General features: G+C 61.4%; 21 protein-coding genes, 1 tRNA gene and 1 pseudogene. 15 read left to right on the forward strand and 8 right to left on the reverse strand.

All coding sequences use genetic code 11. From position 1 onward, the window contains the following. The first annotated feature begins 9 nt into the window (after positions 1–9). Positions 10–1,005 carry an oxygen-dependent tRNA uridine(34) hydroxylase TrhO gene (gene trhO, locus HME9302_RS08900; RefSeq protein ID WP_230079943.1) on the forward strand — a complete coding sequence of 332 codons (996 nt, stop codon included), beginning with the start codon at positions 10–12 and terminating at the stop codon, positions 1,003–1,005. Beyond that, positions 998–1,584: pseudogene (locus tag HME9302_RS13665) on the forward strand (glutathione S-transferase). The gene trhO and the pseudogene HME9302_RS13665 overlap by 8 nt, the downstream one beginning before the upstream one ends. Before the next feature lie 6 nt (positions 1,585–1,590). On the opposite strand, the gene HME9302_RS08910 reads toward HME9302_RS13665, so the two are convergent. The 3 genes from HME9302_RS08910 to HME9302_RS08925 all read right to left on the reverse strand — a co-directional run bounded on the left by HME9302_RS08910 (position 1,591) and on the right by HME9302_RS08925 (position 5,976). Then, positions 1,591–2,700: an ATP phosphoribosyltransferase regulatory subunit gene (locus HME9302_RS08910; RefSeq protein WP_115366724.1), complete on the reverse strand. Its 1,110-nt coding sequence runs from the start codon at positions 2,698–2,700 to the stop codon at positions 1,591–1,593. A 411-nt stretch (positions 2,701–3,111) separates the two neighbouring features. Continuing rightward, the gene (gene serA, locus HME9302_RS08920) at positions 3,112–4,716 is read right to left on the reverse strand and encodes a phosphoglycerate dehydrogenase (RefSeq protein ID WP_115366726.1); all 1,605 of its coding nucleotides are present in this window, start codon (positions 4,714–4,716) and stop codon (positions 3,112–3,114) included. Positions 4,717–4,821: 105 nt separating this feature from the next. Continuing rightward, positions 4,822–5,976, reverse strand: coding sequence for a phosphoserine transaminase (locus HME9302_RS08925; protein WP_115366727.1), 1,155 nt, complete (start codon positions 5,974–5,976; stop codon positions 4,822–4,824). Positions 5,977–6,154: 178 nt separating this feature from the next. Between HME9302_RS08925 and HME9302_RS08930 the strand changes: the two genes are divergently transcribed. Beyond that, positions 6,155–7,303, forward strand: a complete 1,149-nt coding sequence (locus HME9302_RS08930) for a glycosyltransferase family 4 protein (RefSeq protein WP_115366728.1) — start codon at positions 6,155–6,157, stop codon at positions 7,301–7,303. Positions 7,304–7,344: 41 nt separating this feature from the next. On the opposite strand, the gene HME9302_RS08935 is transcribed toward HME9302_RS08930, so the two are convergent. After that, positions 7,345–7,818, reverse strand: coding sequence for a hypothetical protein (locus tag HME9302_RS08935; protein ID WP_115366729.1), 474 nt, complete (start codon positions 7,816–7,818; stop codon positions 7,345–7,347). Positions 7,819–7,916: 98 nt separating this feature from the next. Here HME9302_RS08935 and HME9302_RS08940 point away from each other — a divergent pair, with 98 nt between their 5' ends. The 10 genes from HME9302_RS08940 to HME9302_RS08985 all read left to right on the forward strand — a co-directional run bounded on the left by HME9302_RS08940 (position 7,917) and on the right by HME9302_RS08985 (position 19,135). Then, the gene (locus HME9302_RS08940; RefSeq protein ID WP_115367621.1) at positions 7,917–9,245 is read left to right on the forward strand and encodes a replication-associated recombination protein A; all 1,329 of its coding nucleotides are present in this window, start codon (positions 7,917–7,919) and stop codon (positions 9,243–9,245) included. Positions 9,246–9,253: 8 nt separating this feature from the next. Then, positions 9,254–10,138, forward strand: a complete 885-nt coding sequence (locus HME9302_RS08945) for a hypothetical protein (protein WP_115367622.1) — start codon at positions 9,254–9,256, stop codon at positions 10,136–10,138. A 26-nt stretch (positions 10,139–10,164) separates the two neighbouring features. Beyond that, a tRNA-Thr gene (locus HME9302_RS08950) sits at positions 10,165–10,240 on the forward strand. A gap of 392 nt (positions 10,241–10,632) precedes the next feature. Next, positions 10,633–12,513 (forward strand): ABC-F family ATP-binding cassette domain-containing protein, encoded by a 1,881-nt coding sequence (locus tag HME9302_RS08955; RefSeq protein WP_115366730.1) that lies wholly within the window; start codon positions 10,633–10,635, stop codon positions 12,511–12,513. 96 nt (positions 12,514–12,609) lie between these two features. Continuing rightward, positions 12,610–13,386, forward strand: coding sequence for a crotonase/enoyl-CoA hydratase family protein (locus HME9302_RS08960; protein ID WP_115366731.1), 777 nt, complete (start codon positions 12,610–12,612; stop codon positions 13,384–13,386). Between the two features lie 5 nt (positions 13,387–13,391). After that, complete coding sequence (locus tag HME9302_RS08965; RefSeq protein WP_115366732.1) at positions 13,392–14,540, forward strand: CaiB/BaiF CoA transferase family protein; 1,149 nt, start codon at positions 13,392–13,394, stop codon at positions 14,538–14,540. Positions 14,541–14,550: 10 nt separating this feature from the next. Then, positions 14,551–15,693, forward strand: a complete 1,143-nt coding sequence (locus tag HME9302_RS08970) for an acyl-CoA dehydrogenase family protein (protein WP_115366733.1) — start codon at positions 14,551–14,553, stop codon at positions 15,691–15,693. Between the two features lie 55 nt (positions 15,694–15,748). After that, complete coding sequence (locus HME9302_RS08975; protein ID WP_115366734.1) at positions 15,749–17,275, forward strand: flavin-containing monooxygenase; 1,527 nt, start codon at positions 15,749–15,751, stop codon at positions 17,273–17,275. A 57-nt stretch (positions 17,276–17,332) separates the two neighbouring features. Next, positions 17,333–18,094 (forward strand): competence/damage-inducible protein A, encoded by a 762-nt coding sequence (locus HME9302_RS08980; protein WP_115366735.1) that lies wholly within the window; start codon positions 17,333–17,335, stop codon positions 18,092–18,094. A 66-nt stretch (positions 18,095–18,160) separates the two neighbouring features. Further along, positions 18,161–19,135 (forward strand): polysaccharide deacetylase family protein, encoded by a 975-nt coding sequence (locus HME9302_RS08985; protein ID WP_115366736.1) that lies wholly within the window; start codon positions 18,161–18,163, stop codon positions 19,133–19,135. 265 nt (positions 19,136–19,400) lie between these two features. Here the strand turns inward: HME9302_RS08985 and rplA are convergent, their stop codons facing one another. Together rplA and rplK are read right to left on the reverse strand one after the other, a co-directional pair. Then, positions 19,401–20,099, reverse strand: coding sequence for a 50S ribosomal protein L1 (gene rplA, locus HME9302_RS08990; RefSeq protein WP_115366737.1), 699 nt, complete (start codon positions 20,097–20,099; stop codon positions 19,401–19,403). 4 nt (positions 20,100–20,103) lie between these two features. Beyond that, a complete protein-coding gene (rplK, locus tag HME9302_RS08995; protein ID WP_115366738.1) occupies positions 20,104–20,535 on the reverse strand; it encodes a 50S ribosomal protein L11 in 432 nt (143 codons plus the stop codon). A gap of 637 nt (positions 20,536–21,172) precedes the next feature. On the opposite strand from rplK, the gene HME9302_RS13300 reads away from it, so the two are divergent. Beyond that, a complete protein-coding gene (locus HME9302_RS13300) occupies positions 21,173–21,688 on the forward strand; it encodes a LytTR family DNA-binding domain-containing protein (protein ID WP_181815722.1) in 516 nt (171 codons plus the stop codon). Between the two features lie 110 nt (positions 21,689–21,798). Then, the gene (locus HME9302_RS09005) at positions 21,799–23,163 is read left to right on the forward strand and encodes an amidohydrolase family protein (protein ID WP_181815723.1); all 1,365 of its coding nucleotides are present in this window, start codon (positions 21,799–21,801) and stop codon (positions 23,161–23,163) included. A gap of 34 nt (positions 23,164–23,197) precedes the next feature. Here the strand turns inward: HME9302_RS09005 and nusG are convergent, their stop codons facing one another. Beyond that, a complete protein-coding gene (nusG, locus tag HME9302_RS09010) occupies positions 23,198–23,734 on the reverse strand; it encodes a transcription termination/antitermination protein NusG (RefSeq protein WP_115366741.1) in 537 nt (178 codons plus the stop codon). A gap of 48 nt (positions 23,735–23,782) precedes the next feature. After that, positions 23,783–24,028 (reverse strand): preprotein translocase subunit SecE, encoded by a 246-nt coding sequence (gene secE, locus HME9302_RS09015; protein WP_115366742.1) that lies wholly within the window; start codon positions 24,026–24,028, stop codon positions 23,783–23,785. Between the last annotated feature and the right edge of the window lie 45 nt (positions 24,029–24,073).

A 24,073-nucleotide genomic window follows, 5' to 3' on the forward strand; every position in this document is an offset into this window, starting at 1 on the left:
GGGATGCGGATGGCGCGCTACCGTGCTATCCGCGCCCGCCTGATGCCTCACACCGTTCCGCCTTTCCGCGTTGCAGCGCTTTATCGGTTTACGCGGTTTCCCGACCCAGAAGCCTTGCGCATGCCGTTGCAGAGCGTTTGCGACGATAATGCCGTGCGTGGCACTTTGCTGTTGGCAGGCGAAGGGATCAACGGGACGATCGCTGGCACGGATGGCGGCATCGAGGCCGCGCTTGCCCATGTCCGCACCTTGCCGGGCTGCGGAGATATTGAGGCAAAGGATTCGCGCGCGGACACCATGCCGTTTCACCGCATGAAAGTCCGGCTGAAGCGCGAGATCGTGACGATGGGCCAGCCCGACCTAGACCCCATGGGCGGCACAGGTACATACGTCGCGCCGGAGGACTGGAACGCCCTGATCGCGGACCCGGACACCATCATCATCGATACGCGCAACGATTACGAGGTCGCCATCGGCAGTTTCGCAGGCGCGATCGATCCCGAAACACCCAGCTTCCGAGACTTCCCCGCCTGGTTCCGCGAACGGCGGCAGGAGCTGGAACAGGACGGTCGGATGCCGCGCGTGGCGATGTTCTGTACAGGCGGCATTCGCTGCGAAAAATCCACCGCATTCCTGAAAAACGAAGGGGTAGAAGATGTCTTTCACTTGGAAGGCGGCATTCTGAAATATCTCGAAACCGTGCCTGCCGAAAAAAGCCGCTGGGAAGGCGAATGCTTTGTCTTCGACGAGCGGGTTTCGGTTGTGCACGGGCTCGAGACAGGCAGCTACGATTTGTGCCGCGCCTGCCGTCGTCCGGTAAATGATGCGGACAAGACCTCGCCCGCATATGCCGAGGGCGAAGCCTGCCCTTCGTGTATCGGCGAGCGCACCGACGAACAGCGTGCCCGCTATGCCGAACGGCACCGGCAGGTCGCTTTGGCCGAGGCGCGCGGAGCGGAACATGTCGGCGCGAAACTGGCGGCCAAGGAAAAACGCAATGACTGAACCGGTGCTCTACAGCTTTCGCCGTTGTCCCTATGCGATGCGTGCGCGCATGGCGCTGGCCGTGAGCGGCGTGGCACATGAGCGGCGCGAAGTCGCCTTGCGTGACAAACCGCCCGAATTGCTGGAAGCTTCGCCCAAAGGGACCGTTCCGGTGCTGGTGCTGGTGGACGGAACGGTGCTGGAGGAGAGCCTCGACATTATGCGCTGGGCGCTGGGTCAGAACGATCCGCAAGGCTGGCTGCAACGCGAGGGAGCGGATTTGATCGCCACCAATGACGGCACGTTCAAACATCACCTCGACCGGTACAAATATGCCACCCGTTACGATGCGGACCCGATGGAGCACCGCAGCGAAGGTATGGCGATCCTGCGCGGGCTGGACGAACGGTTGGCCGCGCACCCCTTTCTGGGGGGAAGCAGCCGGGACTATGCGATCCGGCAATCTTTCCGTTCGTGCGCCAGTTCGCCCATGCGGACCGGGACTGGTTTTTCGACCAACCCCTGCGCGCCTTGCAGGGATGGCTTACGGACTGGCTGGATTCCGGCCTTTTCGCGCGTATCATGGCGAAACCCGAATAGGCCTTATTACAGCGCGACTGGCGCTCCACCTTGCAACACGTGGCTTGCGCCAAGGGATGTGGCATCGTCCTGGTCCGAAACGGCCGCAACCGTGCGCCAGCCTTCGCCGCGCAGTGCTTCGGCGCGCATAGCGTCGTGGCTTAAGGGGAGGAACAGCACTTTGCCGTTCACAGCTTCAGGCAGGCTGTCGATCAGCCCGTCGACATAGAGCGATACGCCGCTGGCGGCCTCGTCCGTGCCGCCGATCCGGTAAGTTCCGCCCCGCCCCAGCGCTCCGCGAACACCCTCTGCATAGAGCGTAAATCCGAACCAGGTTTGATATTCGAAGCCATGCCGCTCGGTCGGGTCGAGCGTGACGCGGGCATGGCCCTCTACCCGCGCTGCGATCTGGCGCAAACCCTCGATCCGGCTGGCGAGCGCCCCGCCCGCGTCGATTGCTGCCAGTTTGTCGATGGCTTCCTCGAACGGACCGGACGAATAAAGCAGCGGCAGGTAATCTGCCCCGCCCGCATCGCGCAGGCCGCCTGCATCCTTGGTGTCGAGCTCGCGGCGAACGGCGTCTACTTGGCCTGCTTCCAGCGGCAGCGCCTTCGCAGACAGAATATCGACCAGATCCGGCAGGGTGAAATCGACCGAAATGCCCTGCGCTCCACCTGCTTCCAGCGCAGCTATGGCCACAGCGACGATCTCGCCGGCCGCAGCCGCGCCGTCGCTACCGACCAGTTCCGCGCCGATCTGCAGGCTCTGACGTTCCGGACTCAACTGATCCGCCGCAAGCCGCGCCACATCCCCGGCATAACAAACCCGCAACGGTCGCGGCGCTTCGGCCATGGCGGTAGCGGCAATGCGCCCTACTTGCGGCGTCATGTCGGACCTCAAGGCGATCGTGCGCAGAGACGCCGGATCGGTGAACCGCACCATCCGGCGCGTGCTGACCCCGTCCATCCGCCCGGCAAGCGAAGTTTCGAACTCCATCAGTGGCGGACGCACACGGTCATACCCATGCGAATGCATCACGCCGAGCGCCGCCTGTTCCACCGCGCTGGCATTGGCGGCGGCGGCGGGCAACCGGTCACGCAGGCCGATGGGCAGAAGATCGTCGGGTTGGGTTTTCATGTTCGTAAACTTACTCCGCTCACCCTGCGCTGCCTGAGGGTTGTTTATTTCTTCTAGCTTGGTTCCCTAAAGAAGGACCGGGTTTTATTTGTCTAGCCTCAAGCGCCGGCGGTCGCATTCGCGCTTTTTTTGTTTGGACCCTGCGGGCGCAGGCCATCCGGCCTGCTTGCTTCCTCGCATAAGCTCGGGCGGCCGTTCGGCCTTGCGGTCCGCTGGTCGCGGACCGAACTTGCGCTTCCCTCGTAACTTTGAAGCCGGTTCTTGGTCACGGCAGTCATAGGCCCAAAGGGCCGCCCGCAGCGAAGCGAGGAAAGCCTAAGGGGCCGGATGGCCCCGCCGGCGCTTGAGGCCAAACAAAAAAACTCCCGCCGACGCCTGAGGCCAAACAAAAACTCCGGCCGGCGCTTGAGGCTAAAACGACAACGCCTTTACCATCCGCACGCCTTCCAGGCCGCAGGCCTTGTCCACTACTTCGGGTGTGATCGCATCGTCCACGCTGAGCAACAGCACAGCCTCGCCGCCAGCCTCGCGCCGGCCCAGATTGAACGTGCCGATATTGATGCCGTTTTCACCCATCAGCGTACCGATCCGGCCGATGAAGCCCGGCGCATCGTCATTGACGATATACAGCATGTGACCGTCCAATTCAGCCTCGATCCCGACGCCGAAGATTTCGACCAGCCGGGGTGCGCCCGATCCGAACAATGTGCCTGCCACGCTGCGATTGCCCTGTTCGGTTTCCACGGTGACACGCAGCAGCGTATGATAGGTACCCTCGCGGCTGTTACGGATTTCGCGCACTTCGATGCCGCGTTCCTTGGCGAGATAGGGCGCGTTGACCATGTTCACGGTTTCTGAATAGCGCCGCATCACGCCAGCCAGCACGGCGGCGGTAATTGGCTTGGCGTTCAGCTCTGCAGCGCCGCCTTCCATCTCGATGCTGATCTTGGGCAGGTTTCCATGCGCCAACTGGCCGACGAGCGAACCCAGGCTTTCCGCAAGCGCCATATACGGCTTTAGCTTCGGCGCCTCTTCCGCCGACAGGCTTGGCATATTGAGCGCGTTGGTCACACCGCCATTGACGAGATAGTCCGCCATCTGTTCGGCCACCTGCAGCGCCACATTCACCTGCGCCTCGTTGGTGGAAGCGCCAAGATGCGGTGTGCAGATAAAGTTCGGCGCGCCGAACAGCGGATTGTCCTTGGCCGGTTCCTGCGCGAACACGTCCAGCGCCGCGCCCGCCACATGGCCGCTTTCCAGCGCGTCCTTAAGTGCAGCTTCGTCAATCAGTCCGCCGCGCGCGCAGTTCACGATGCGGACGCCGGGTTTTGTCTTGGCGAGCGCTTCCCGGCTGAGAATATTGCGCGTTTCGTCGGTCAGTGGAGTGTGAAGTGTGATGAAGTCGGCACGCGCGAGCAGATCGTCCAGTGTGACTTTCTCGATGCCGACTTCCACGGCGCGGTCCTTGGTCAGGAAGGGATCGAAGGCGATCACCTTCATCTTTAGGCCGAGCGCACGGCTGGCGACGATCGAGCCGATATTGCCTGCGCCGATCAGGCCCAGTGTCTTGCCGGTTACTTCCACTCCCATGAAGGCGGATTTCGGCCATTCGCCAGCCTGCGTACGGGTGTTCGCCTGCGGAATTTGCCGGGCCAGCGCCATAATTAACGCGATAGCATGTTCCGCAGTGGTGATGGAGTTGCCGAACGGGGTGTTCATCACCACCACGCCCTTGCCGCTGGCATAGGGGATATCGACATTATCCACCCCGATGCCGGCGCGCCCGATAACCTTCAGATTAGTGGCGGCATCCAGTATTTCAGGCGTTACGGTGGTCGAGGAACGGATTGCGAGGCCGTGATAGTCGCCGATGCGGGCAACCAGTTCCTCGGGACTTTCGCCGGTAATCACATCGACGTCGCAACCGCGTTCTTCGAAAATGCGAGCGGCGTTGGGGTCCATCTTGTCGGAAATTAGGACGCGGGGTTTCTGCGTGGTTTTTTGGATATCGGTCATGAGATTGCTCCGGATATCGTCGTTCCCGCGAAGGCGAGAACCCAGTGCGGCGAAAGTACCGCGTTTGGTTCTGGGTCCCCGCTTTCGCGGGGAAGACGCAAAATATTACTGGTTGCGAAGGCTTTCGTAAGCCCATTCGATCCACGGCAGCAGGCGTTTCAGATCCTCCTGCTCCACGGTTCCGCCGCACCAGATGCGCAAGGAGGGCGGCGCATCGCGGTAGCCATTGAAATCGTAGCCGACGTCGTGTTCGTCCAGCATCGCCGCGATCTTCTTGGGCACACCGACCTGGTCTTCAGCGGACAGGCTTTCGTACCAGTCGCCCTGGAACACCATGCAAACGCCGGTATTGGTGCGCTGCGCCGGATCGGCGACCATATTGCGCATCCAGGGCGTGGCTTCGATCCAGTCCGTCACGATCTTCGCATTGGCATCGGCGCGTTCAAACATCGCCTTGCGCCCACCGATCGACTTCGCCCATTCCAGCGCGAGGATGTAATCCTCCGTCGCCAGCAGGCTGGGCGTGTTGATGGTCGCACCTTCGAAGATCGCGCGGTTCAGCTTGTCGCCCTTTTTCAGGCGGAACAGCTTAGGGAGCGGCCATGCAGGATCGTAGCTCTCGATCCGCTTCACCGCCTTGGGGCTGAGCACAAGCATCCCATGCTGCGCTTCGGAGCCCATGACCTTCTGCCAGCTATAGGTTGTGGCATCGAGCTTCGCCCAGTCCATTTCCTGCGCGAAGACAGCGCTGGTCGCATCGTTGACGGCAAGGCCCTCGCGGCCCTGTTCCAGCCAATCGGTATTGGCGATTTTCGCACCCGAAGTCGTGCCGTTCCAGGTAAAGACAACATCGTTGCCCTGCGGGATCTGCGTAAGATCGGGAATTTCCCCGTAATCGGCGTCGAGCACTTGCAGATCGGGCAGTTTCAGCTGCTTGACCGCGTCCTGGATCCAGACATTGCCGAAGCTTTCCCATGCGGCGACTGTGGCCGGACGCGCACCCAGCATTGTCCACATCGCGCATTCCAGCGCGCCAGTATCCGAACCCGGCATAATGCCGACAAGATAATCGTCGGGCACGCCCAGCAATTCGCGCGACAGGTCGATGGCGTATTTCAGCCGCGCCTTGCCGACGGCGGAACGGTGCGACCGGCCCAGAGCTTCGGTTTTGAGATTGGATGCGGACCAGCCGGGAAATTTGGCAGTGGGTCCGGACGAAAAGAAAGGGCGCTCGGGTTTGAGCGTCGGCATATCGGTCATGTATTCTCTCCTCACAGAGAGCTCGCGCGGCGTTGGGACCGCGTGGCCCGTCGCCGCCACTAGACTTATGCCGGACCGAGTCAATCATTCCCTTCGCACCTGCGGTAGAAAATGCATTATAAGTGTTCGCGCGCCTCCCTCTCGCCAATGTCGTGCGCAGGCACTATGGCTGGGCCGGATGGACATCACCGACCTGCGCATCGCCCTGTTCAGCGGCAATTACAACTATACCCGCGACGGGGCGAATCAGGCGCTGAACCGGCTGGTCGGCTACCTGCTGCGGTCCGGCGCGCAGGTCCGCGTTTATGCCCCCACCGTGGCGGAACCGGACTTCGAACCGACGGGCGATCTAGTATCGGTACCATCCGTACGCTTTCCCATGAAGGGCCGCGGCGAATATCGCTTTCCATTGCCGCTATCGGCGGAAAACAAGACCGATATCGATATTTTTGCACCCAATGTGGTGCATATCGCCTCGCCCGATATGAGCGGCCATGCAGCGCTGCGCTATGCACAGGCTCGCAATATTCCAGTACTGGCATCGGTGCACACGCGCTTCGAAACCTATCCCCGCTATTACCGGCTGGGCTTTATCGAACCTGCTATCGTGGCCATGCTGCGCCGGTTCTACAGCCGCTGCGACGCGCTGGTCGCACCTTCCCCCAGCATGATCGATACCTTGCGGCAGCAGGGCATGAACGACGATATCAGCCTATGGACACGCGGGGTGGATCGCGCGGTTTTCCATCCGGACAAACGCGACATGACCTGGCGGCGCGAACTGGGGCTGTCTGATGAGGATGTCGCCATCGTGTTTCTCGGCCGGCTGGTGGCGGAAAAGGCGCTGGACGTGTTCGCCGGTTCGATCGACAGACTGCGCAGCGCAGGCGTACCGCACAAGGTTCTGGTGATCGGCGATGGTCCGGAACGCGCCAGCTTCGCCAAGGCGCTGCCGGGTGCAGTCTTCGCTGGGTTTCAGACAGGCGGCTATTTGGGGCGCGCGCTGGCCAGCGGCGATGTGTTCTTCAATCCGTCGATTACCGAAACCTTTGGCAACGTTACGCTGGAGGCGATGGCATGCGAACTGCCCTGCGTCGCTGCAGCCGCCACGGGTAGCGCCAGTCTGGTCGACGACGGCGTTTCGGGCCGACTGGTGCAGCCGGGCGACACCGCCGCCTTTGCCGATGCGCTAGCCCCCTATTGCACCGATCCGCAGCTACGCCGGTCGCATGGTCGGGCCGGAGAAAAGCGCGCGCAAGACTATGATTGGGACGCGATCAACCAGACTGTGGCGGATAGCTATCTACGATTGGCAGCAAACGCTTAGCCCAGCCGATGATAAAATAGTCGTATCCGGATCGGCTTATCCTATCGTAGTACGCCCGCTGTCGTCATTCGGCGCGCATACCAGGCTAGGCCCAGCGTCACTGCCCAGATAATCGCTGCAAAGATCATTTGTCCCGGCCCGCCAAGCGCATCGGGCATTGCCCCCGAAAACTGGTAAATGGTCGTCACCAGCAGACCGGCCAGAGCGACGATGAACGCATAAAACGCGAACCGGCTGCGCAACAGCAACAGCAAGGATCCCAGCACCGCGCCCCACACGCCAAACGCCCAGCCGGCTTCCGCCCATACCGGGAAGCCACCAAGATAGGCCAGCATCTGGTCGACCGAAATGTCGTAATTGCCAGTCATCGATGCGATGTAGTCGCGGTTGCGCAATTGAGACTGGAGATAATCGTTCGCACCGAAGGCGTTGAACAGCAGGGAAACCAGACCGATTACCCACAGGTGCCACGGCGTCCTTTTCGTACCAAGCCGCCTTTGTTCGCTATGTTTCATTTCGCTACCTCTCCCAAAGTTTCGAACGCAGACAAGATCTATCATTTTTGCAGACGGCGTGCATGGAAAAAACTGTCCAGCGCCCCTATCTGGCGCACATGGTCGATCTGTTTGCCGACGACGTTCCCGACAATATCATGCCCCGGTCCGCTGGTCCGGATGCACCGCTGGCCGACCGGCTGCGACCGGAAAATCTTGCCGAGATTATCGGCCAAGAGCACCTGACCGGGCCGGAGGGCGCAATCGGACGCATGGTGGCGGCAGGCCGGTTGTCCTCCATGGTCCTGTGGGGGCCGCCGGGCACCGGCAAGACCAGCATCGCCCGCCTGCTCGCCGCCGAAGTGGGGATGCGGTACCATGCAGTCAGCGCGGTATTTTCGGGCGTGGCGGATTTGAAGAAAGCCTTTGCAGAGGCTGACCGCGCTGCCCAGGCTGTTTCTGGGAACGGCGGGCGTACATTGTTGTTCGTGGATGAGATCCACCGCTTCAACCGCGCCCAGCAGGACGGTTTCCTGCCGTTCGTCGAACGCGGCACAGTCACGCTGGTGGGCGCGACGACCGAGAATCCCAGCTTCGAACTGAACGCCGCGCTTCTCAGCCGCGCGCAAGTGCTGATCCTGCACCGGCTGGATGCCGCTGCGCTGGAGAAATTGCTGGCGCGGGCGGAAGCGTTGCAAGGTCCCTTGCCCCTAACGGACGAGGCACGCGACGCGCTGGTCGCCAGTGCCGATGGCGATGGCCGCTTCCTGCTCAACCAGGCGGAAACGCTCTATAATGCGAAGCTGACGGACACGCTCGACCCGGCAGCGCTCGGCGCGTTTCTACAGCGCCGCGTGGCGGTGTACGACAAGGACCGCGAGGGGCATTACAATCTGATTTCCGCGCTGCACAAGGCGGTGCGCGGGTCCGATCCGCAGGCGGCGCTGTATTACATGGCGCGGATGCTGGTGGCGGGTGAAGAGCCATTGTTCCTCGCCCGGCGGCTGGTGCGGATGGCGGTGGAGGATATCGGGCTGGCCGATCCGGCTGCCTTGACGCAGTGCATGGCGGCGAAGGATGCCTATGAATTTCTCGGCAGTCCCGAAGGCGAGTTGGCACTAGTGCAGGCCTGCCTCTATCTTGCCACCGCGCCGAAATCGAACGCGGTCTATAAGGCGCAAAAGGCCGCCTTTCGCAGCGCCAAGGACACCGGCAGCCTGATGCCGCCTATGAACATCGTCAACGCGCCGACCAAGCTGATGAAGGATGTCGGATACGGCAAGGGATACACTTACGATCACGATGCGGAAGGCGGGTTTTCGGGCGACGATTACTGGCCGGAAGAAATGACGCCGCAGACCTATTACACGCCCGTGGAACGCGGCTTCGAACGCAAGATCGCCGAACGGATTGCCTATTGGAACAAGCTGCGCGGAACGCGCGAGTGACGCCTGTGATGAGAACGCGGCGCTTTCGGCAATTCCTGGCCATCGACTGGTCGGGCGCGGCCGGGGAACGCCATGCGGGGATTGCGCTTGCGGTCTGCGATGAAAGGGGCGGACCGCCCGTGCTGGTGGAGCGCGGGCGCAAGTGGTCGCGCGCCGAAGTGCTGGCAATCCTGCGCGATTTGCCGGCGGATACTCTGGTAGGCATGGACCTCGGCATCGCCCTGCCCTTCGCCGATTGCGGCGCGTATTTTCCCGGCTGGGCGGACGGTCCCGCTGACGCCAAAGCATTGTGGGCGATAATCGATCAAATCTGCGCCGGCGATCCCCATCACGGCGCCGCCAGCCTGGTCGATCACCCCGATCTGAGTCCATTCTTCCGCCGTCATGGCGGGCGCGAAGGCGCGAAATTCCGCTGTGACGGGGCCGAACATGGCAAAGGACGCTTCCGCGTCACCGAACACGCGCAAGCAGCGCAGGGGTGCAAACCCTACAGCAATTTCAATCTCGTGGGCGCGGCGCAGGTGGGCAAATCCAGCCTGACTGGCATGCGGGTGTTGCACGCATTGAGCGGCGCGGTGCCGGTCTGGCCAATCGATCCGCTGCCTGCGACCGGCTCCGTCATCGTCGAGATTTACACTGCGCTTGCGGCGAGAGAAGCTGGGCGTTCGGTCGGCCGCAGCAAGATGCGCGACCACGCAGCGCTGGCACATGCGCTGGCTGCATTCGGCTCGCCGCCCGCCGCGGGACATGGCGCGGTGGACGATCACAGTTCCGATGCTCTTCTCACCGCCGCATGGCTGCGCCACGTCGCGCAGGATCCGACAAGATGGCAACCAGAAGGCCTTACTCCGCAAATTGCCCGAACCGAGGGCTGGACCTTCGGCGTAGTTTGACGCAAAGGGCGCGGCGGACACAACGTGCCGGCTTAGCTCAGTTGGTAGAGCACCTGATTTGTAATCAGGGGGCCAGGGGTTCGAATCCTCTAGCCGGCACCATTTTGCTCTCGCAAAATGGTTCATTTGTTCAGCCTCAAGCGCCGGCGGTCGCATGCGCTCCCTTAGGCTATCCTCGCGCTTCGCGCTGCGGGCGGCCCTTTGGGCCTATGACTGCCGTGACCTGGAACCGGGTGCTACTTCAATAGCGTAGCGCAAGTTCGGTCCGCGACCAGCGGACCGCAAGCGCGAACGCGCGCCCGAGCTTATGCGAGGAAGCCAAGCGAGCGAATGCGAGCGCCCGGCGTTTGAGGGTCTAAACAAAAACGCCCGGATGGTTTCCGCCCACAGGGCCCCAAACAAAAAAGCGACTGAAACGCGCCACCTCCCCAAATCCGCACCACCCACCAATCACCCCCTACCCGCACCACAAGCGCAATGCTAAGCACCCATCCATGCTTACAATCGATGGTGTTACCGTGCGGCTTGGCGGCCGCGTTATTCTTGACCGTGCGCAGGCCTCCATCCCGCAGGGCGGGCGCGTGGGGCTGATTGGGCGCAATGGTGCGGGCAAATCTACGCTGATGAAGGCCATGATCGGCGAGATCGAGCCCGACGAAGGCAGCGTCAGTAAACCAAAGCGTGCGCGCATTGGCTACATCGCGCAGGAGGCACCGGCGGGCAATGCAACGCCTGCCGAACTTGTGCTGGCCGCCGACACCGAACGCGCCGCACTGATGGAGGAATCCGAAACCTGCACCGAACCGCAGAGGCTGGGCGATGTACACGAACGCCTGCTCGCCATTGACGCCTACAGCGCGCCTGCCCGCGCGGCGATCATCCTCGATGGGCTCGGCTTTGACGAGGCGATGCAGGCGCAGTCCATCGAAAGCTTTTCTGGTGGCTGGCGGATGCGCGTGGCGCTGGCGGCGGTGCTGTTTTCGCAGCCGGACATCCTGTTGCTGGATGAACCGTCGAACCACCTCGATCTGGAAGCCACGCTTTGGCTGGAAAATTTCCTCAAATCCTACCCCGCCACGCTGGTGGTTATCAGCCACGAGCGCGATCTGCTGAACAAGGTGGTGGACCACATCCTGCATCTGCAGGGCGGCAAGATGACGCTGTATCCCGGCGGCTACGACAGTTTTGAACGGCAACGCGCCGAGCGAGCCGCGCAGATCGCATCGGCTCAGGCATCGCAGGATGCGCAGCGAAAGCGATTGCAGGATTATGTGGCGAAGAACAGCGCCCGCGCCTCCACTGCCAAGCAAGCACAGTCGCGCGCCAAAATGCTGGCCAAGATGCAGCCGATCGCGGCTCTGATCGACGACCCGACGCTAAGCTTCAACTTTCCCGATCCGGCGGAACTCAAGCCGCCGATGATTACACTCGACATGGCGGCGGTCGGCTATCTGGAAGATACGCCGGTGCTGAAACGGCTCAACCTGAGGATCGACCCGGATGACCGTATCGCGCTGCTCGGGCGCAACGGGAACGGCAAGACGACGCTGGCGCGGCTGCTGGCGGCCCAGCTTCCCACTATGGACGGTGCAATGAACGCCTCGCCGAAAATGAAGGTCGGGTATTTCACGCAGTATCAGGTGGAGGAGCTGGAAGGCGACGCCACTCCGCTGGAACACATGACCCGCGCGATGGAAGGCACCAAGCCCGGCGCGGTACGCGCGCAGCTCGGCCGCTTCGGCTTTTCCGGCGATCGTGCATTGCAACCGGTCGGCAAATTGTCCGGCGGGGAACGTGCACGGTTGGCGCTGGCGCTGGTAACGCGCGATGCGCCGCATCTGCTGATTCTGGACGAGCCGACCAACCACCTCGACGTGGATGCGCGCGAGGCGCTGGTGCAGGCACTCAACGATTATACCGGCGCGGTTATCCTCATCAGCCATGACCGGCATATGGTTGAGCTGACGGCGGATCGGCTGGTGCTGGTCGATGATGGACTGGCGCAGCCCTATCAAGGCAGCATGGAAGACTATATCGACTTCGTGCTGGGCCGGAACCAGGGCGGCACTGCCGACGGGGCGAAGGGCAAGGCGGGCAAAGGCAAAGGCAAGACCGGCGGCAAGAAGTCAGGCAAGGCGCGCGCCGCGGCGCGGCAGATCAAGGCCGATCTCACCCGCGTGGAAAAATCGATGGCGGACGCGCAGGCGCATTGCACCCTGATCGACACGGCTATGTATGAACCCGACAAGGCTCCACCCGCTCTCACCAAATTCTCGATGAGCGACTTGCTCGCTGAACGAGCCAAACACGCCGCGAAACTGGAAGAGGCGGAGGCGGAATGGATGACGCTGAGCGAGAAGCTGGAGACCGTTTGACCATCGCGCAAACCCGCCCGCCCTTGACCCGTTCATCGGCAGTCGCCAGCACTGATTGCAGAAAACAGGTTTCGAATCGCAATGGGAGTTGCCCGTATGGCTGAAAACAGCACCACCGAAGAACTGACCACCCGTGTGGATGACGGCGTTCTGATCATCACCATCAACCGACCCGACGCCAGAAACGCGATGAACAAGGCGGCGGCAGAGGGCATCGCGGCGGCGCTCGACCGGCTCGACAGCGAAGACGATCTGCGCGTCGCCATCTTAACCGGCGCCGGCGGCACCTTCTGTTCCGGCATGGATCTGAAAGGCTTCCTGCGCGGCGAAAGCCCCAGCGTCGAAGGGCGCGGTTTTGGCGGTCTGACCGAGAAGAAGCCGGTCAAGCCGCTGATCGCTGCCGTCGAAGGATATGCGCTGGCAGGCGGTCTGGAACTGATGATCGCCTGCGATCTGGTGGTGGCGCATTCGGGCGCGAAATTCGGTATTCCGGAAGCGAAGCGCGGGCTCGCGGCGGCAGCGGGCGGTCTGATGGTGTTGCCCGACCTCATCCCGCACAAGGTGGCGATGGAGCTGGCGCTGACCGGCGATTTCATTGACGCCCAGCGCGCCTATGATCTGGGACTGGTCAACCGCGTTACCGATGGTTCGGTGATGGATGCAGCCATGGAACTCGCCCGCTCGATCACGGCGAATGGCCCAATCGCGGTGCGCGTGTCGAAACAGATCATGGACGAATCGCGGTCCTGGCCGCGCGACGAGCGTTACACGCGCCAGGCCAAGCTGCTGCCGGAAGTGTTCATGTCGCCCGACGCGCAGGAAGGCAGCAAGGCCTTCGCCGAGAAGCGGAAGCCGAACTGGACCGGGAAGTAACGCAGATGAACGGCGCGCTCGACGGCATTCGCATCGTGGAATTCGCCGGCATCGGGCCGGGGCCGTTCTGCGGCATGATGTTGGCCGATCACGGCGCCGAAGTCATCCGCATCGATCGCGCGAGCGGCGGGCGCGGCGGATCGACCCCGCTTTCGACCAAAGACGTTCTGGCGCGGGGCCGCAAATCCATCGCGCTGAACCTGAAGTCGGCTGAAGGCGTGGCACTCGCGCGCAAAATCTGCGCCAGCTCGGACGGGATTATCGAAGGCTTCCGCCCCGGCGTCATGGAGCGGCTCGGCCTTGGCCCCGATGAGCTGCTCGGCGACAATCCCGATCTCGTCTACGGCCGGATGACCGGCTGGGGGCAGACCGGCCCATATGCCCAGGCCGCCGGGCACGACATCAACTATATCGCGCTGGGCGGTGCACTGGCGCATTTCGGTCGCGCTGGTGAGAAACCCACGCCGCCGATCAACATGGTCGGCGATTTCGGCGGGGGCGGGATGATGCTCGCTTTCGGGATGGTCGCGGCGCTGCTGGCCGTGAAAAACGGTGCGAAGGGCCAGGTGATCGACGCCGCCATGACGGAAGGCACCGGCCTCCTGATGGGCATGATCCACGGCATGAAGAACATGGGCGTGTGGAGCGAGGATGTGGGTACCAACATGCTCGATACCGGCGCGCATTTCTACGACACTTATGAAACTGCCGATGGCAAATTCGTCTCCATCGGCAGCATCGAACCGCAATTCTATGCGCAACTGCTGGAACTGACGGGACTGTCGGACGATCCCGACTTCAAGGCACAGCACGACCGCGCGAAATGGCCCGAACTGAAGGACCGACTGACCGAGGTTTTCAAACGCAAGACCCGCGATGAATGGTGCAGCATCATGGAGCATACCGATGTCTGCTTCGCACCGGTCCTGACCATGACCGAGGCAGCGGCGCATCCGCATAATGTGGCGCGCGAAAGCTTTGTCCAAGTGGCAGGCGATCCGCAGCCCGCACCTGCCCCGCGCTTCTCCGTTACGCCCACCGCCACTCCGCGCCCCGCCCCACTGCCGGGCGACGATACGGATGAAATTCTGGCCTCGCTCGACATGGGCGATGCCGACATCGCCGCGCTCAGAGACGCTGGCACCATTTCCTGAAGGACGCACCATGCTCGATACCAGCAAACGCATCTGTTACACCGACGACCACGAGGCTTTCCGCGATACCGTGCGCAAAGTGTTCGATGAACACATGGCTCCGCATCTCGACAAGCATGAAGCGGAAGGCATTGTCGGGCGCGAGGCATGGCACGCATTGGGCGAGGCAGGCATGTTATGCCCCACGATCAGCGAAGAAAATGGTGGCCTCGGCCTCGATTTCGGGTTCAACGCCGTTATCAATGAAGAACTCGCTTATCTCGGATCGAGCGCGGGCTTCACACTCCAGAACGACATCACTTGTAATTACTTCGAACGGCTCGGCACCGAGGATCAGCGCGCGAAATATCTGCCCGGCATGATCACCGGCGACGTGATTACCGCCATCGCCATGACCGAACCGGGGGCAGGCAGCGACCTGCAAGGCATCCGCACCACGGCGAAGCGCGATGGCAGCGATTTTATCATCAACGGGTCCAAGACCTACATCACCAACGGCCAGAACGCCGATTGCGTGATCGTGGTGGCGAAGACCGATCCCGAAGCGGGCGCGAAAGGCACCAGCCTGCTGCTGGTGGATGCCGACACGCCGGGTTTCCAGAAAGGCCGCAATCTCGACAAGATCGGCCAGCACGCCGCCGATACCAGTGAGCTGTTCTTCGACGACGTGCGCGTGCCGGCGGAAAACCTGCTCGGCGGCGAAGGGCGCGGGTTCGTGCATCTGATGGAGGAATTGCCGCAGGAACGCCTCTCGATCGCCATCGGCTGCCAGGCCGGCATGCAGCGTGCTTTCGATGAAGCGGTGACGTTTACCAAGGACCGCAAGGCGTTTGGGAAGACCGTGTTCGAATTTCAGAACACCAAATTCACGCTGGCGGATATGGCGGCGGAATTGCAGGTTGGCTGGGCGCATCTCGACTGGTGCATCCTGCGCCATTTGAAGGGCGAGCTGACCACGGCGGAAGCCAGCGTATCGAAGCTGTGGCACACCGAGAAGGGCTGGGATGCCATGGACACCTCGCTCCAGCTGCATGGCGGCGCGGGGTACATGAACGAATATGCCATTGCCCGGCTATGGCGCGATGCGCGGGTCAGCCGGATCTACGGCGGCACCAGCGAGATCATGAAGGAAGTCATCAGCCGCGCAATCTGACGGGTGGAAATTCAAGCGCCAATTACTTACATTGGTGTCAGCAAGGGATAGCATTATGGCCACCGCAACAGCATCAGCAGACACCCCGCGGCCGGACATAGATGTCGCGATCGTGGGCGCGGGCCTGTCCGGCATCGGCATGGCGGCGCATATGCGGATGAAGTGCCCGGGCCGCAGCTTCGCCCTGCTCGAACGGCGCGAAAGCATTGGCGGGACATGGGATCTGTTCCGCTATCCCGGCGTGCGTTCGGATAGCGACATGCACACGCTCGGCTTCGAGTTCGAACCCTGGAAACATGAAAAGACCATCGCGGATGGTCCCGCCATCCTGGAATATCTCGACCGCATCGTAGACGAACGCGACATCCGCCGGCACATCCGGTTCGGCCAGAAAGTCCTGACCGCCGACTTCGACAGCGATACCGCGCTATGGACCGTCACCACCCAAACCGACGATGGCGAACGCAGCACGCTGACCGCACGTTGGTTCTACCTCGCCAGCGGCTATTATGATTACGACGAACCCTATGACGCGCAGCTGCCCGGTATCGAAAGCTTCGAGGGCGAGGTCTTGCACCCGCAATTCTGGCCGGAACATCTCGATTATTCGGGCAAGCGGATCGTCGTTGTGGGTTCGGGCGCGACCGCCGTCACCATCGTGCCGTCCATGGCACTGGGCGACAAATCCGCCGCTCACGTGACCATGCTGCAACGCACCCCGACTTGGATGTTCAGCCGCCCGGCGAAAGATGGCGTGGCCAATTTTCTGCGCAAGGTGCTGCCTGAAGAACTGGCCTACCGCATCACGCGTTGGAAAAACGTGGCGATGCAGGATTTCAGCTTCAAGATGGCGCGCAACAAGCCGCAAAAGGTGAAGGACGCGCTGACCAAGCGGATCACTAAGTCACTCGGCAAGAATTACGACGAAAAGGCCTTCACGCCGCCTTACGATCCGTGGGACCAGCGGCTTTGCTTGGTGCCGGACGACGATCTTTTCGAGGCGATGAACGCGGGCAAGGCCAGCATCGTGACCGACCAGATCGATCGCTTCACACCCACTGGCGTACAACTGCGTTCCGGCAAGGAGCTGAAGGCCGATATTGTCGTTACCGCCACCGGGCTGACGCTGGCCATGGCGGGCAAGATCGACGTACGGCAGGACGGGGAACCCGTAAAATTCGAAGACCGGTTCTATTACAAGGGCTGCATGTTCTCCAACCTTCCTAATCTGGCAGTGGTGTTCGGATATTTGAACGCCAGCTGGACGTTGCGGGCGGACATCAATTCCGATTACGTGTGCCGCGTGCTCAACCGGATGGAAGAAACCGGCAGCCAGATTGCCGTGCCGGTGCTCACTCCGCAGAACGAGGCAGCGCTGGAAGAGGACGATATCTTCGACTTCTCATCAGGATATATCCAGCGATCCAAGCACATCATGCCTAAGAACGCAGTTGGCTTCCCGTGGCGGCTCAATCAGGAATATCGCAAGGACAAGCGCCAGATGAAGGAAAGCCCCATCGACGATGGTTTGCTCGAATTCAGGCGTGTGAGCGCGGACGAAACGCTGGAGCCTGCAGAGTAGGCCCGCGCGCTGCGTTCCCGCTTTCCTATCGGGTCCGCTTCGCCTACCCATCGACCGATGACCGACCCCGCCCGTATCTACACCGCCGCCTTAATCGTGATCGGGGACGAGATCCTATCCGGCCGCACCCACGACAAGAACATCGCACAGATTGCCAGTTGGCTGCAGGTGCAGGGTATCCGCCTCGTCGAAGTGCGCGTGGTTGCCGATATTGAGGAGCAGATCGTTGGCGCGGTAAACGCCCTTAGGCCCGCAAACGACTACCTGTTCACGACCGGCGGCATCGGGCCTACCCATGACGATATTACTGTGGATGCGGTGGCGACAGCGCTGGGCGTGGACGTAGTGATTCACCCGGAGGCGCGCACCATCCTCGAACGGTATTATGCCGACAAGGGCGGGCTGAACGAAGGGCGTCTGCGCATGGCGCGTGTGCCTGCCGGGGCAGAGTTGATCCCCAATCGCATGTCCGGCGCGCCCGGCATCCGGCTTGGTAATATCTTCTTGATGGCAGGCGTCCCGCATATCACCGCAGGAATGCTCGACGCGCTGACTGGCGAGCTGGAAGGCGGTGCGCCCTTGCTGGCCGAAACGGTCGGTTGCTGGGTCGCCGAAAGCGAAGTTGCCGACCTGCTGCGTACGGTGGAGCGGGCGCACGAGGCTTGCCAGATCGGCAGCTACCCATTCTTTCGCGAAGGCCGGGTCGGCGCGAATTTCGTAATCCGATCAACCGATGCGGGGGATTTGGACAGCTGCATGCATACGCTGTGCGACGGGCTGAGCGCGGCCGGGTACGACTTCACGCCGGGCGGTATTTGACGGTCCTTTAACCCGCACGGCCTATATCGCAGGTTCCCGTCAACGGAGCCGCACGGCGTTTGCGCCATGACCAAAGTCTACATCACCATCGACACCGAATACTCAGCCGCTTTGGCTATTGCTGCGGCAGGCGGCGGACAGGCGGACAATTACGCGCGTTCCATCGCCTGTGAAACGCCCGGCGGGGCGGTCGGTATCGAATACCAGATGGATGTGATGGACGCGCATGGGTTGAAAGGCGTGTTCTTCGTCGATCCTCTGCCCGCTCTGCTGTGGGGCACAAAGGCGATTGCCGACATCGTGCAACCGATCGTCGGCCGCGGCCATGACGTGCAGCTTCACATCCACACCGAATGGTTGGAAATTGCCGGTAATCTGTCGTTTCTCGACGATCGGACGGGCCGCAATATGGCCGATTTCAGCTATGACGATCAGCTGGAAATCCTGCGCTATGGACGGCGCATTCTGCTTGAGGCTGGCGCGCCTACCCCGGTTGCGTTCCGGGCTGGGAATTACGGCGCAAATGACGATACCTTGCGGGCGTTGCGCTGGGCCGGCCTTCGATACGACACCAGCCATAGCCCCGCCATTCCGGATGGCGATTGCTCAATCTCACTGGGCGCGGACGACCAACGCACGGTCAATCATGCCGGTGCGATCGAAGTTCCGGTCGGCTGCATCAGGAGCTTCGGTAGGTCACTCCGCCATGCGCAGGTCACCGCTCTCTCGGCGTGGGAGCTGCTTGCTGCCATCCGGACGGCACGCGATGGAGGGGCGGCAAGCTTCACCGTGGTATCACACAGTTTCGAACTGCTGAGCCGCGATCGCAGCACCATCAACCGCATCGTGAAGCGCCGCTTCGAACGATTCTGTGCAGGCATCGCCCGGATGCAGGGGGTCACCACCGGCACCTATGCCGATGATCCGCCGCAAGTTGCCCGCGCAGGCGGTCCCCGGCCGGTCCTTCCCCATAGCGAGGTTCGCACCGGCTTGCGGGTGGCAGAGCAGCTGGCAGGCAATATTCTCTACGGCCGCGGTTGACGCAAGAAGGGCCGAGGTTTCCCCCGGCCCTTGTTTTTTTGGCCTCAAACGCCGGCGCTCGCATTCGCTCCTTTAGGCTTCCGGCCTGCCGGCCGGCGTGCAGTCGCACGCTGGACTGCCGTCACCAGGAACCGTGTGCTCCACGTCTAGCGCTTCACTAGTCCCGTTTGCGACCAGCAAACCAAAGGCCGAACGGCCGCCCGAGCTTATGCGAGGAAGCCAAGCGAGCGGATGCGAGCGCCCGGCGTTTGAGGGTCCAAACTAATTACGCCCCTTCGGCTTCCGACATGTCGATCTTCAGGCCCGGACCCATAGTCGAGGTGAGGGAGACCTTCTTGACGTACTTACCTTTGGAACCGCTTGGCTTGGCCTTGATGACCGCGCCGGTCAGCGCTTCGAAATTGTCCTTCAGCGCCTGGTCAGTAAAGCTCATCTTGCCGATACCGCTATGGATAATGCCCATTTTCTCGGCGCGGTATTCGATCTGGCCGCCCTTGGCGTCCTTGACGGCCTGCTCCACATTCGGCGTGACCGTACCCAGCTTGGGGTTCGGCATCAGGCCCTTGGGACCGAGCACCTTGCCCAAACGTCCGACGACGCCCATCATGTCGGGCGTGGCGATCACGCGGTCGTAATCGAGATTACCGGCCTGCATGTCTTCCATCAGGTCTTCAGCGCCAACCTTGTCGGCACCCGCAGCAGTCGCCTTGTCGGCATTGTCGCCGCGAGCGAAGACCGCAACCTTCACATCCTTGCCCGAACCGGAGGGCAGCGACAGCATGCCGCGCACCTGCTGATCGGCGTGACGCGGATCGATGCCGAGGTTCATGGCGACTTCGAGGGTTTCATCCATCTTCGCAGCCTTGAATTCCCGCAGCAGGGCCAGCGCCTCGTCGAAGGAGTACAGCTTGTCGGCGTCGACCTTCTCGGTGATCGCCTTGCGCTTTTTCGTTACGTTAGCCATCGGTTCAGCCCCCCACCACTTCGAGGCCCATCGAACGCACGGAGCCTTCGATGATCTTCATGGCCTGGTCGATATCGTTTGCGTTCAAGTCCACCATCTTGGCTTCGGCGATTTCCTTCACCTGTGCCTGCGTAATGGAGCCTGCGACAACCTTGCCCGGCTCTTTCGAACCCGACTTCAGCTTCGCGGCTTTCTTGATGTAATAGGATGCCGGCGGCGTCTTGGTTACGAAGGTGAAGGACCGGTCGGCGAACACCGTGATGACGGTGGGGATCGGCGCGTTCTTTTCCAGGTCCTGCGTGGCGGCGTTGAAGGCCTTGCAGAATTCCATGATATTTACGCCGCGCTGGCCCAATGCAGGACCAATGGGCGGGGACGGGTTGGCAGTGCCCGCAGGCACCTGCAGCTTGATATAGCCGTCAATCTTCTTGGCCATGAAAGGCCTCCTTTTCTCACTGTCGGCACGCCGCAACGGGCGCACCTCATGTTAAGCGGTCAAGCAGCGAGCCGAAGCCAGCCTCCCGCGCAGGTTATCCGAACCAAGGCTCGGGGAAGCGGGCACATACCCGTCTTTCCGGAAAAGGCAAGCAATAGCCGGCGCAACGCGCGCTGCCCGTACGTACGGCTGTTCGCGGAAATAGGAGGTTCGCTGCCGCACTTATCTGCTCGTTCGGAAAAACGGTAACGCAATCCTTGCCACGATGCCGCCGCCGAACCATTCTGCCAAACGACGCGGACACACACCCAAAGCGGAGAGGGCGATGAGGCAGGACAAGGTTGTGCAAACTAGCGCTTCGCCAGCGCCGCTACCGGCTGCGCGGTTGCTCACCCTTCTTGGTCTCGGGGCCCTGTTTTCAAGCTACCTCCTGGTTTTCGCGCTCACTCGCGGTGAACCGTTTCACACTACCTTGTGGCGGGCGGCGTACAACGTCTTTCCGGCAATACCGCTTATCTTTGGCGCACATGCTTTGTTGCGTACGCAGGTTTGGCACCGTTCGCTCGTTGTTGTGAGTGCAGTGCAAGTCCCGCTCGCGCTCGCCTTTTCGTTCGGGTGGTATCTGGGAATCATTGTCATGCGCGATCTACCCAGCGGATGGGTCCAGAACGGTTTCATAGTTCGTCCATTTGTACCGATCGCATTGATCTGGCAGCTTTTTCAGGGATTGCTCCTATACACCGTGGTTGCCATGGCCAGTCTGGCAGCGGAACTGGCTACGCGAGTGCGTGTGCAGGAAGCGTTGTTTGGCAAAAGCGAACGAGTCACGGCCACCAACCTGATTGTGAAGGAGGGCAGCGAACACAGTTCCGTCGGCTTCGATGAAATTATAAGAGTTTCTGGCGCTGACGAGTACATCGAAGTCGTTCTAGCCGAGCGGTCCATCCTCACCACTTCGTCGCTTGCGCAGATCGAAGCGCGTCTGCCCGAAAACTTGTTCTTCCGCGCGCACCGGTCACACATCGTGCGGTTCGGTGCGATCGTCCGCAGCGAACCGGCAGGGAACGGCCGCACCACGCTCCATCTGATGAATGGCAACGCGGTCATCACATCGCGATCCGGCACGCGCCTGCTGCGGGAAAGCGCGATCTGACCCATGCCATAATGTACGTTGAGCGCCGCTGAATGTTCGTTCGCGGAAAATTGAACGGCTCCGGTTTCGCTTGCAGCAGACTGCCGCCACGATTCCTGCTGGAGACAATCATGCGCCTCATTCAAATTATCGTATTTTTCCTAATGTTGGCTTTCGCGTCGTCCCTGAAAGCCGAACCCATCGCATTCGACAATGTCTCCATCATTACAATGAATGATCGCGACATTATCGACAGCGGTCATGTCATCACATCCGGCGGCAGAATTACGGCGGTCGCAGAAGGTCAGCTGCCGGACGATTTTGCAGGCCGACGGATCGATGGTGCCGGCGCGTTCCTGATGCCTGGTCTCGCTGATATGCATGTCCATTATTACGCCGATGATATGGGGCCCCTCTACCTAGCCAACAGCACAACCTTCGTACGTAATCTGACTGGCAGCGTTGCCACGATCCGCCGCGACGAGGCGGCGCGAAACGGAGCGCTGCTAGCTCCACGGGTATTCACCAGCGCGCCGATAATCGATTGGGGAAAGCCAAGTCTACGGGACTTTTTCATTCGCGTCGAAAGTACCGATCAGGCAGTCGGAGCGGTGCGGGCGCAGGGTCGCGCCGGTTTCGATGCCGTGAAACTATATGAAGGACTGCCATCCGAAACCTTTCGAGCTGCCGTGGCGGAGGCCAGAACGCAGGGCATGCGTGTATTCTCCCACGTACCCCGTGCCATGACCGTGCAAGATGTGCTCGCGCTGAAAGTCGACTCAATAGAACATCTCGATGGTTATGCCCGCGCCCTGCTGCAAGACGGTTTTACTACCGATGCTGAACGACCGGCGCCGATCATGTGGGCCAATTCGGACCGGGAAAAGTTTGCCGCGCTTATCGCGGAAACCGTAAACGCGGGGACTTGGAATGTGCCGACTTTCGCCATCACTTACGGGCGGATCAATTCGGCCGATCCGGACGCGTATTTTGCGCGGGCCGAAGCCGTCTATCTGCCGATGTGGGCGGATTATTGGGCGAATATGGCAGCCAGCTTTGCCGGAAATCAGCCATATTACGAGGCGCAGCTACGCAAAAAAGGCGCATTCGTGCGAGCGCTCTATGAGGCGGGCGCAGGCGTGCTAATCGGTACGGATGGCCCCAACCCCTTCGTCACACCCGGCTTCGCCATTCATGATGAACTGGAAGGTTTTGCCAAAGCCGGGTTTACCAACACAGAGATCTTGCGGATCGCAACGGTCGATGCAGCGCGCTTCATGGGACAAGAAGGCCGTATGGGTGTGATAAGCGAGAACGCGCAGGCGGACCTCGTTCTGCTTCGGGCTGATCCTCATGTCGATCTTGCGGTCCTGCGCGAGCCGCTTGGCGCGATGGTAGCGGGAAACTGGCATGACCGTGCCGCTATCGATGCTGGACTAGCCGCCCGGGTGCAACGTTTGCAAAAAGAACGCCGCGACTCTGCTGAGAAGGAATAGGGCACACGGCTGATTGCCGCACTGCCCCGCCCCGTCACTTCATCAATTCGACCTGTTCGAAGTCCAGTTCCACCGGGGTGGCGCGGCCGAAGATGCTGACTGAAACCTTGACCTTCTGCTTGTCGAAATCGAGTTCCTCGACGAGGCCGTTGAAGCTGGCGAACGGACCGTCCAGTACCTTGACCTGATCGCCAATTTCATAGTCGACGCTGATCTGTTTCTTGGGCGCGGATTTGGCTTCTTCGACGCCGCCGAAGTAACGCGCAGCCTCCGCGTCGGAAATGGCCTGTGGCTTGTTGCCGGAGCCGAGAAAACCGCTGACCTTCGGGGTGTTCTTGACGAGGTGATAGACGTCGTCGGTCAGTCGCAGCTTGGCCAGCACGTAGCCGGGCATGAACTTGCGTTCGACCTGCACCTTCTTGCCGCGCTTCACTTCGGTGATAGTTTCGGTCGGCACTTCGACCTCTTCCACACCGTCGGACAGGCCCAGGCGTTCCGCCTCGGATATGATCGTGTCGCGCACCTTGTTCTCGAAACCGGAATAGGCGTGGATGATGTACCAGCGTGCCATGGGGTGTGCGTCAGTCCTTGAAATAATCGGGAAGTCGGGCGGGTTTCGTTACGCGAGCGTCAGCAGCCATTCGACCACATTGCCGAAGACCGAATCGATGCCGAGGAAGAACAGTGACAGGATAACGGTCAGAATGCCGACGAAAATCGCGGTCGTGATGGTTTCCTGCCGCGTGGGCCAGACCACCTTGGATGCTTCTGTCCGAACCTGCCGGATAAATTCGCCGGGCGAGGTGCGCGTCTTTGCAGGCGCTGCGGAAGCAGGCGGTTTGGCTGCGTTTCTGTCGTCGGCCATGTGCCGTATCCTTAAACTTACAATTTCGCGTGCCTTCCAGGATGG

The sequence above is a fragment of the Alteripontixanthobacter maritimus genome (assembly GCF_003340475.1).
Classification (GTDB): Bacteria; Pseudomonadota; Alphaproteobacteria; order Sphingomonadales; family Sphingomonadaceae; genus Alteripontixanthobacter; species Alteripontixanthobacter maritimus.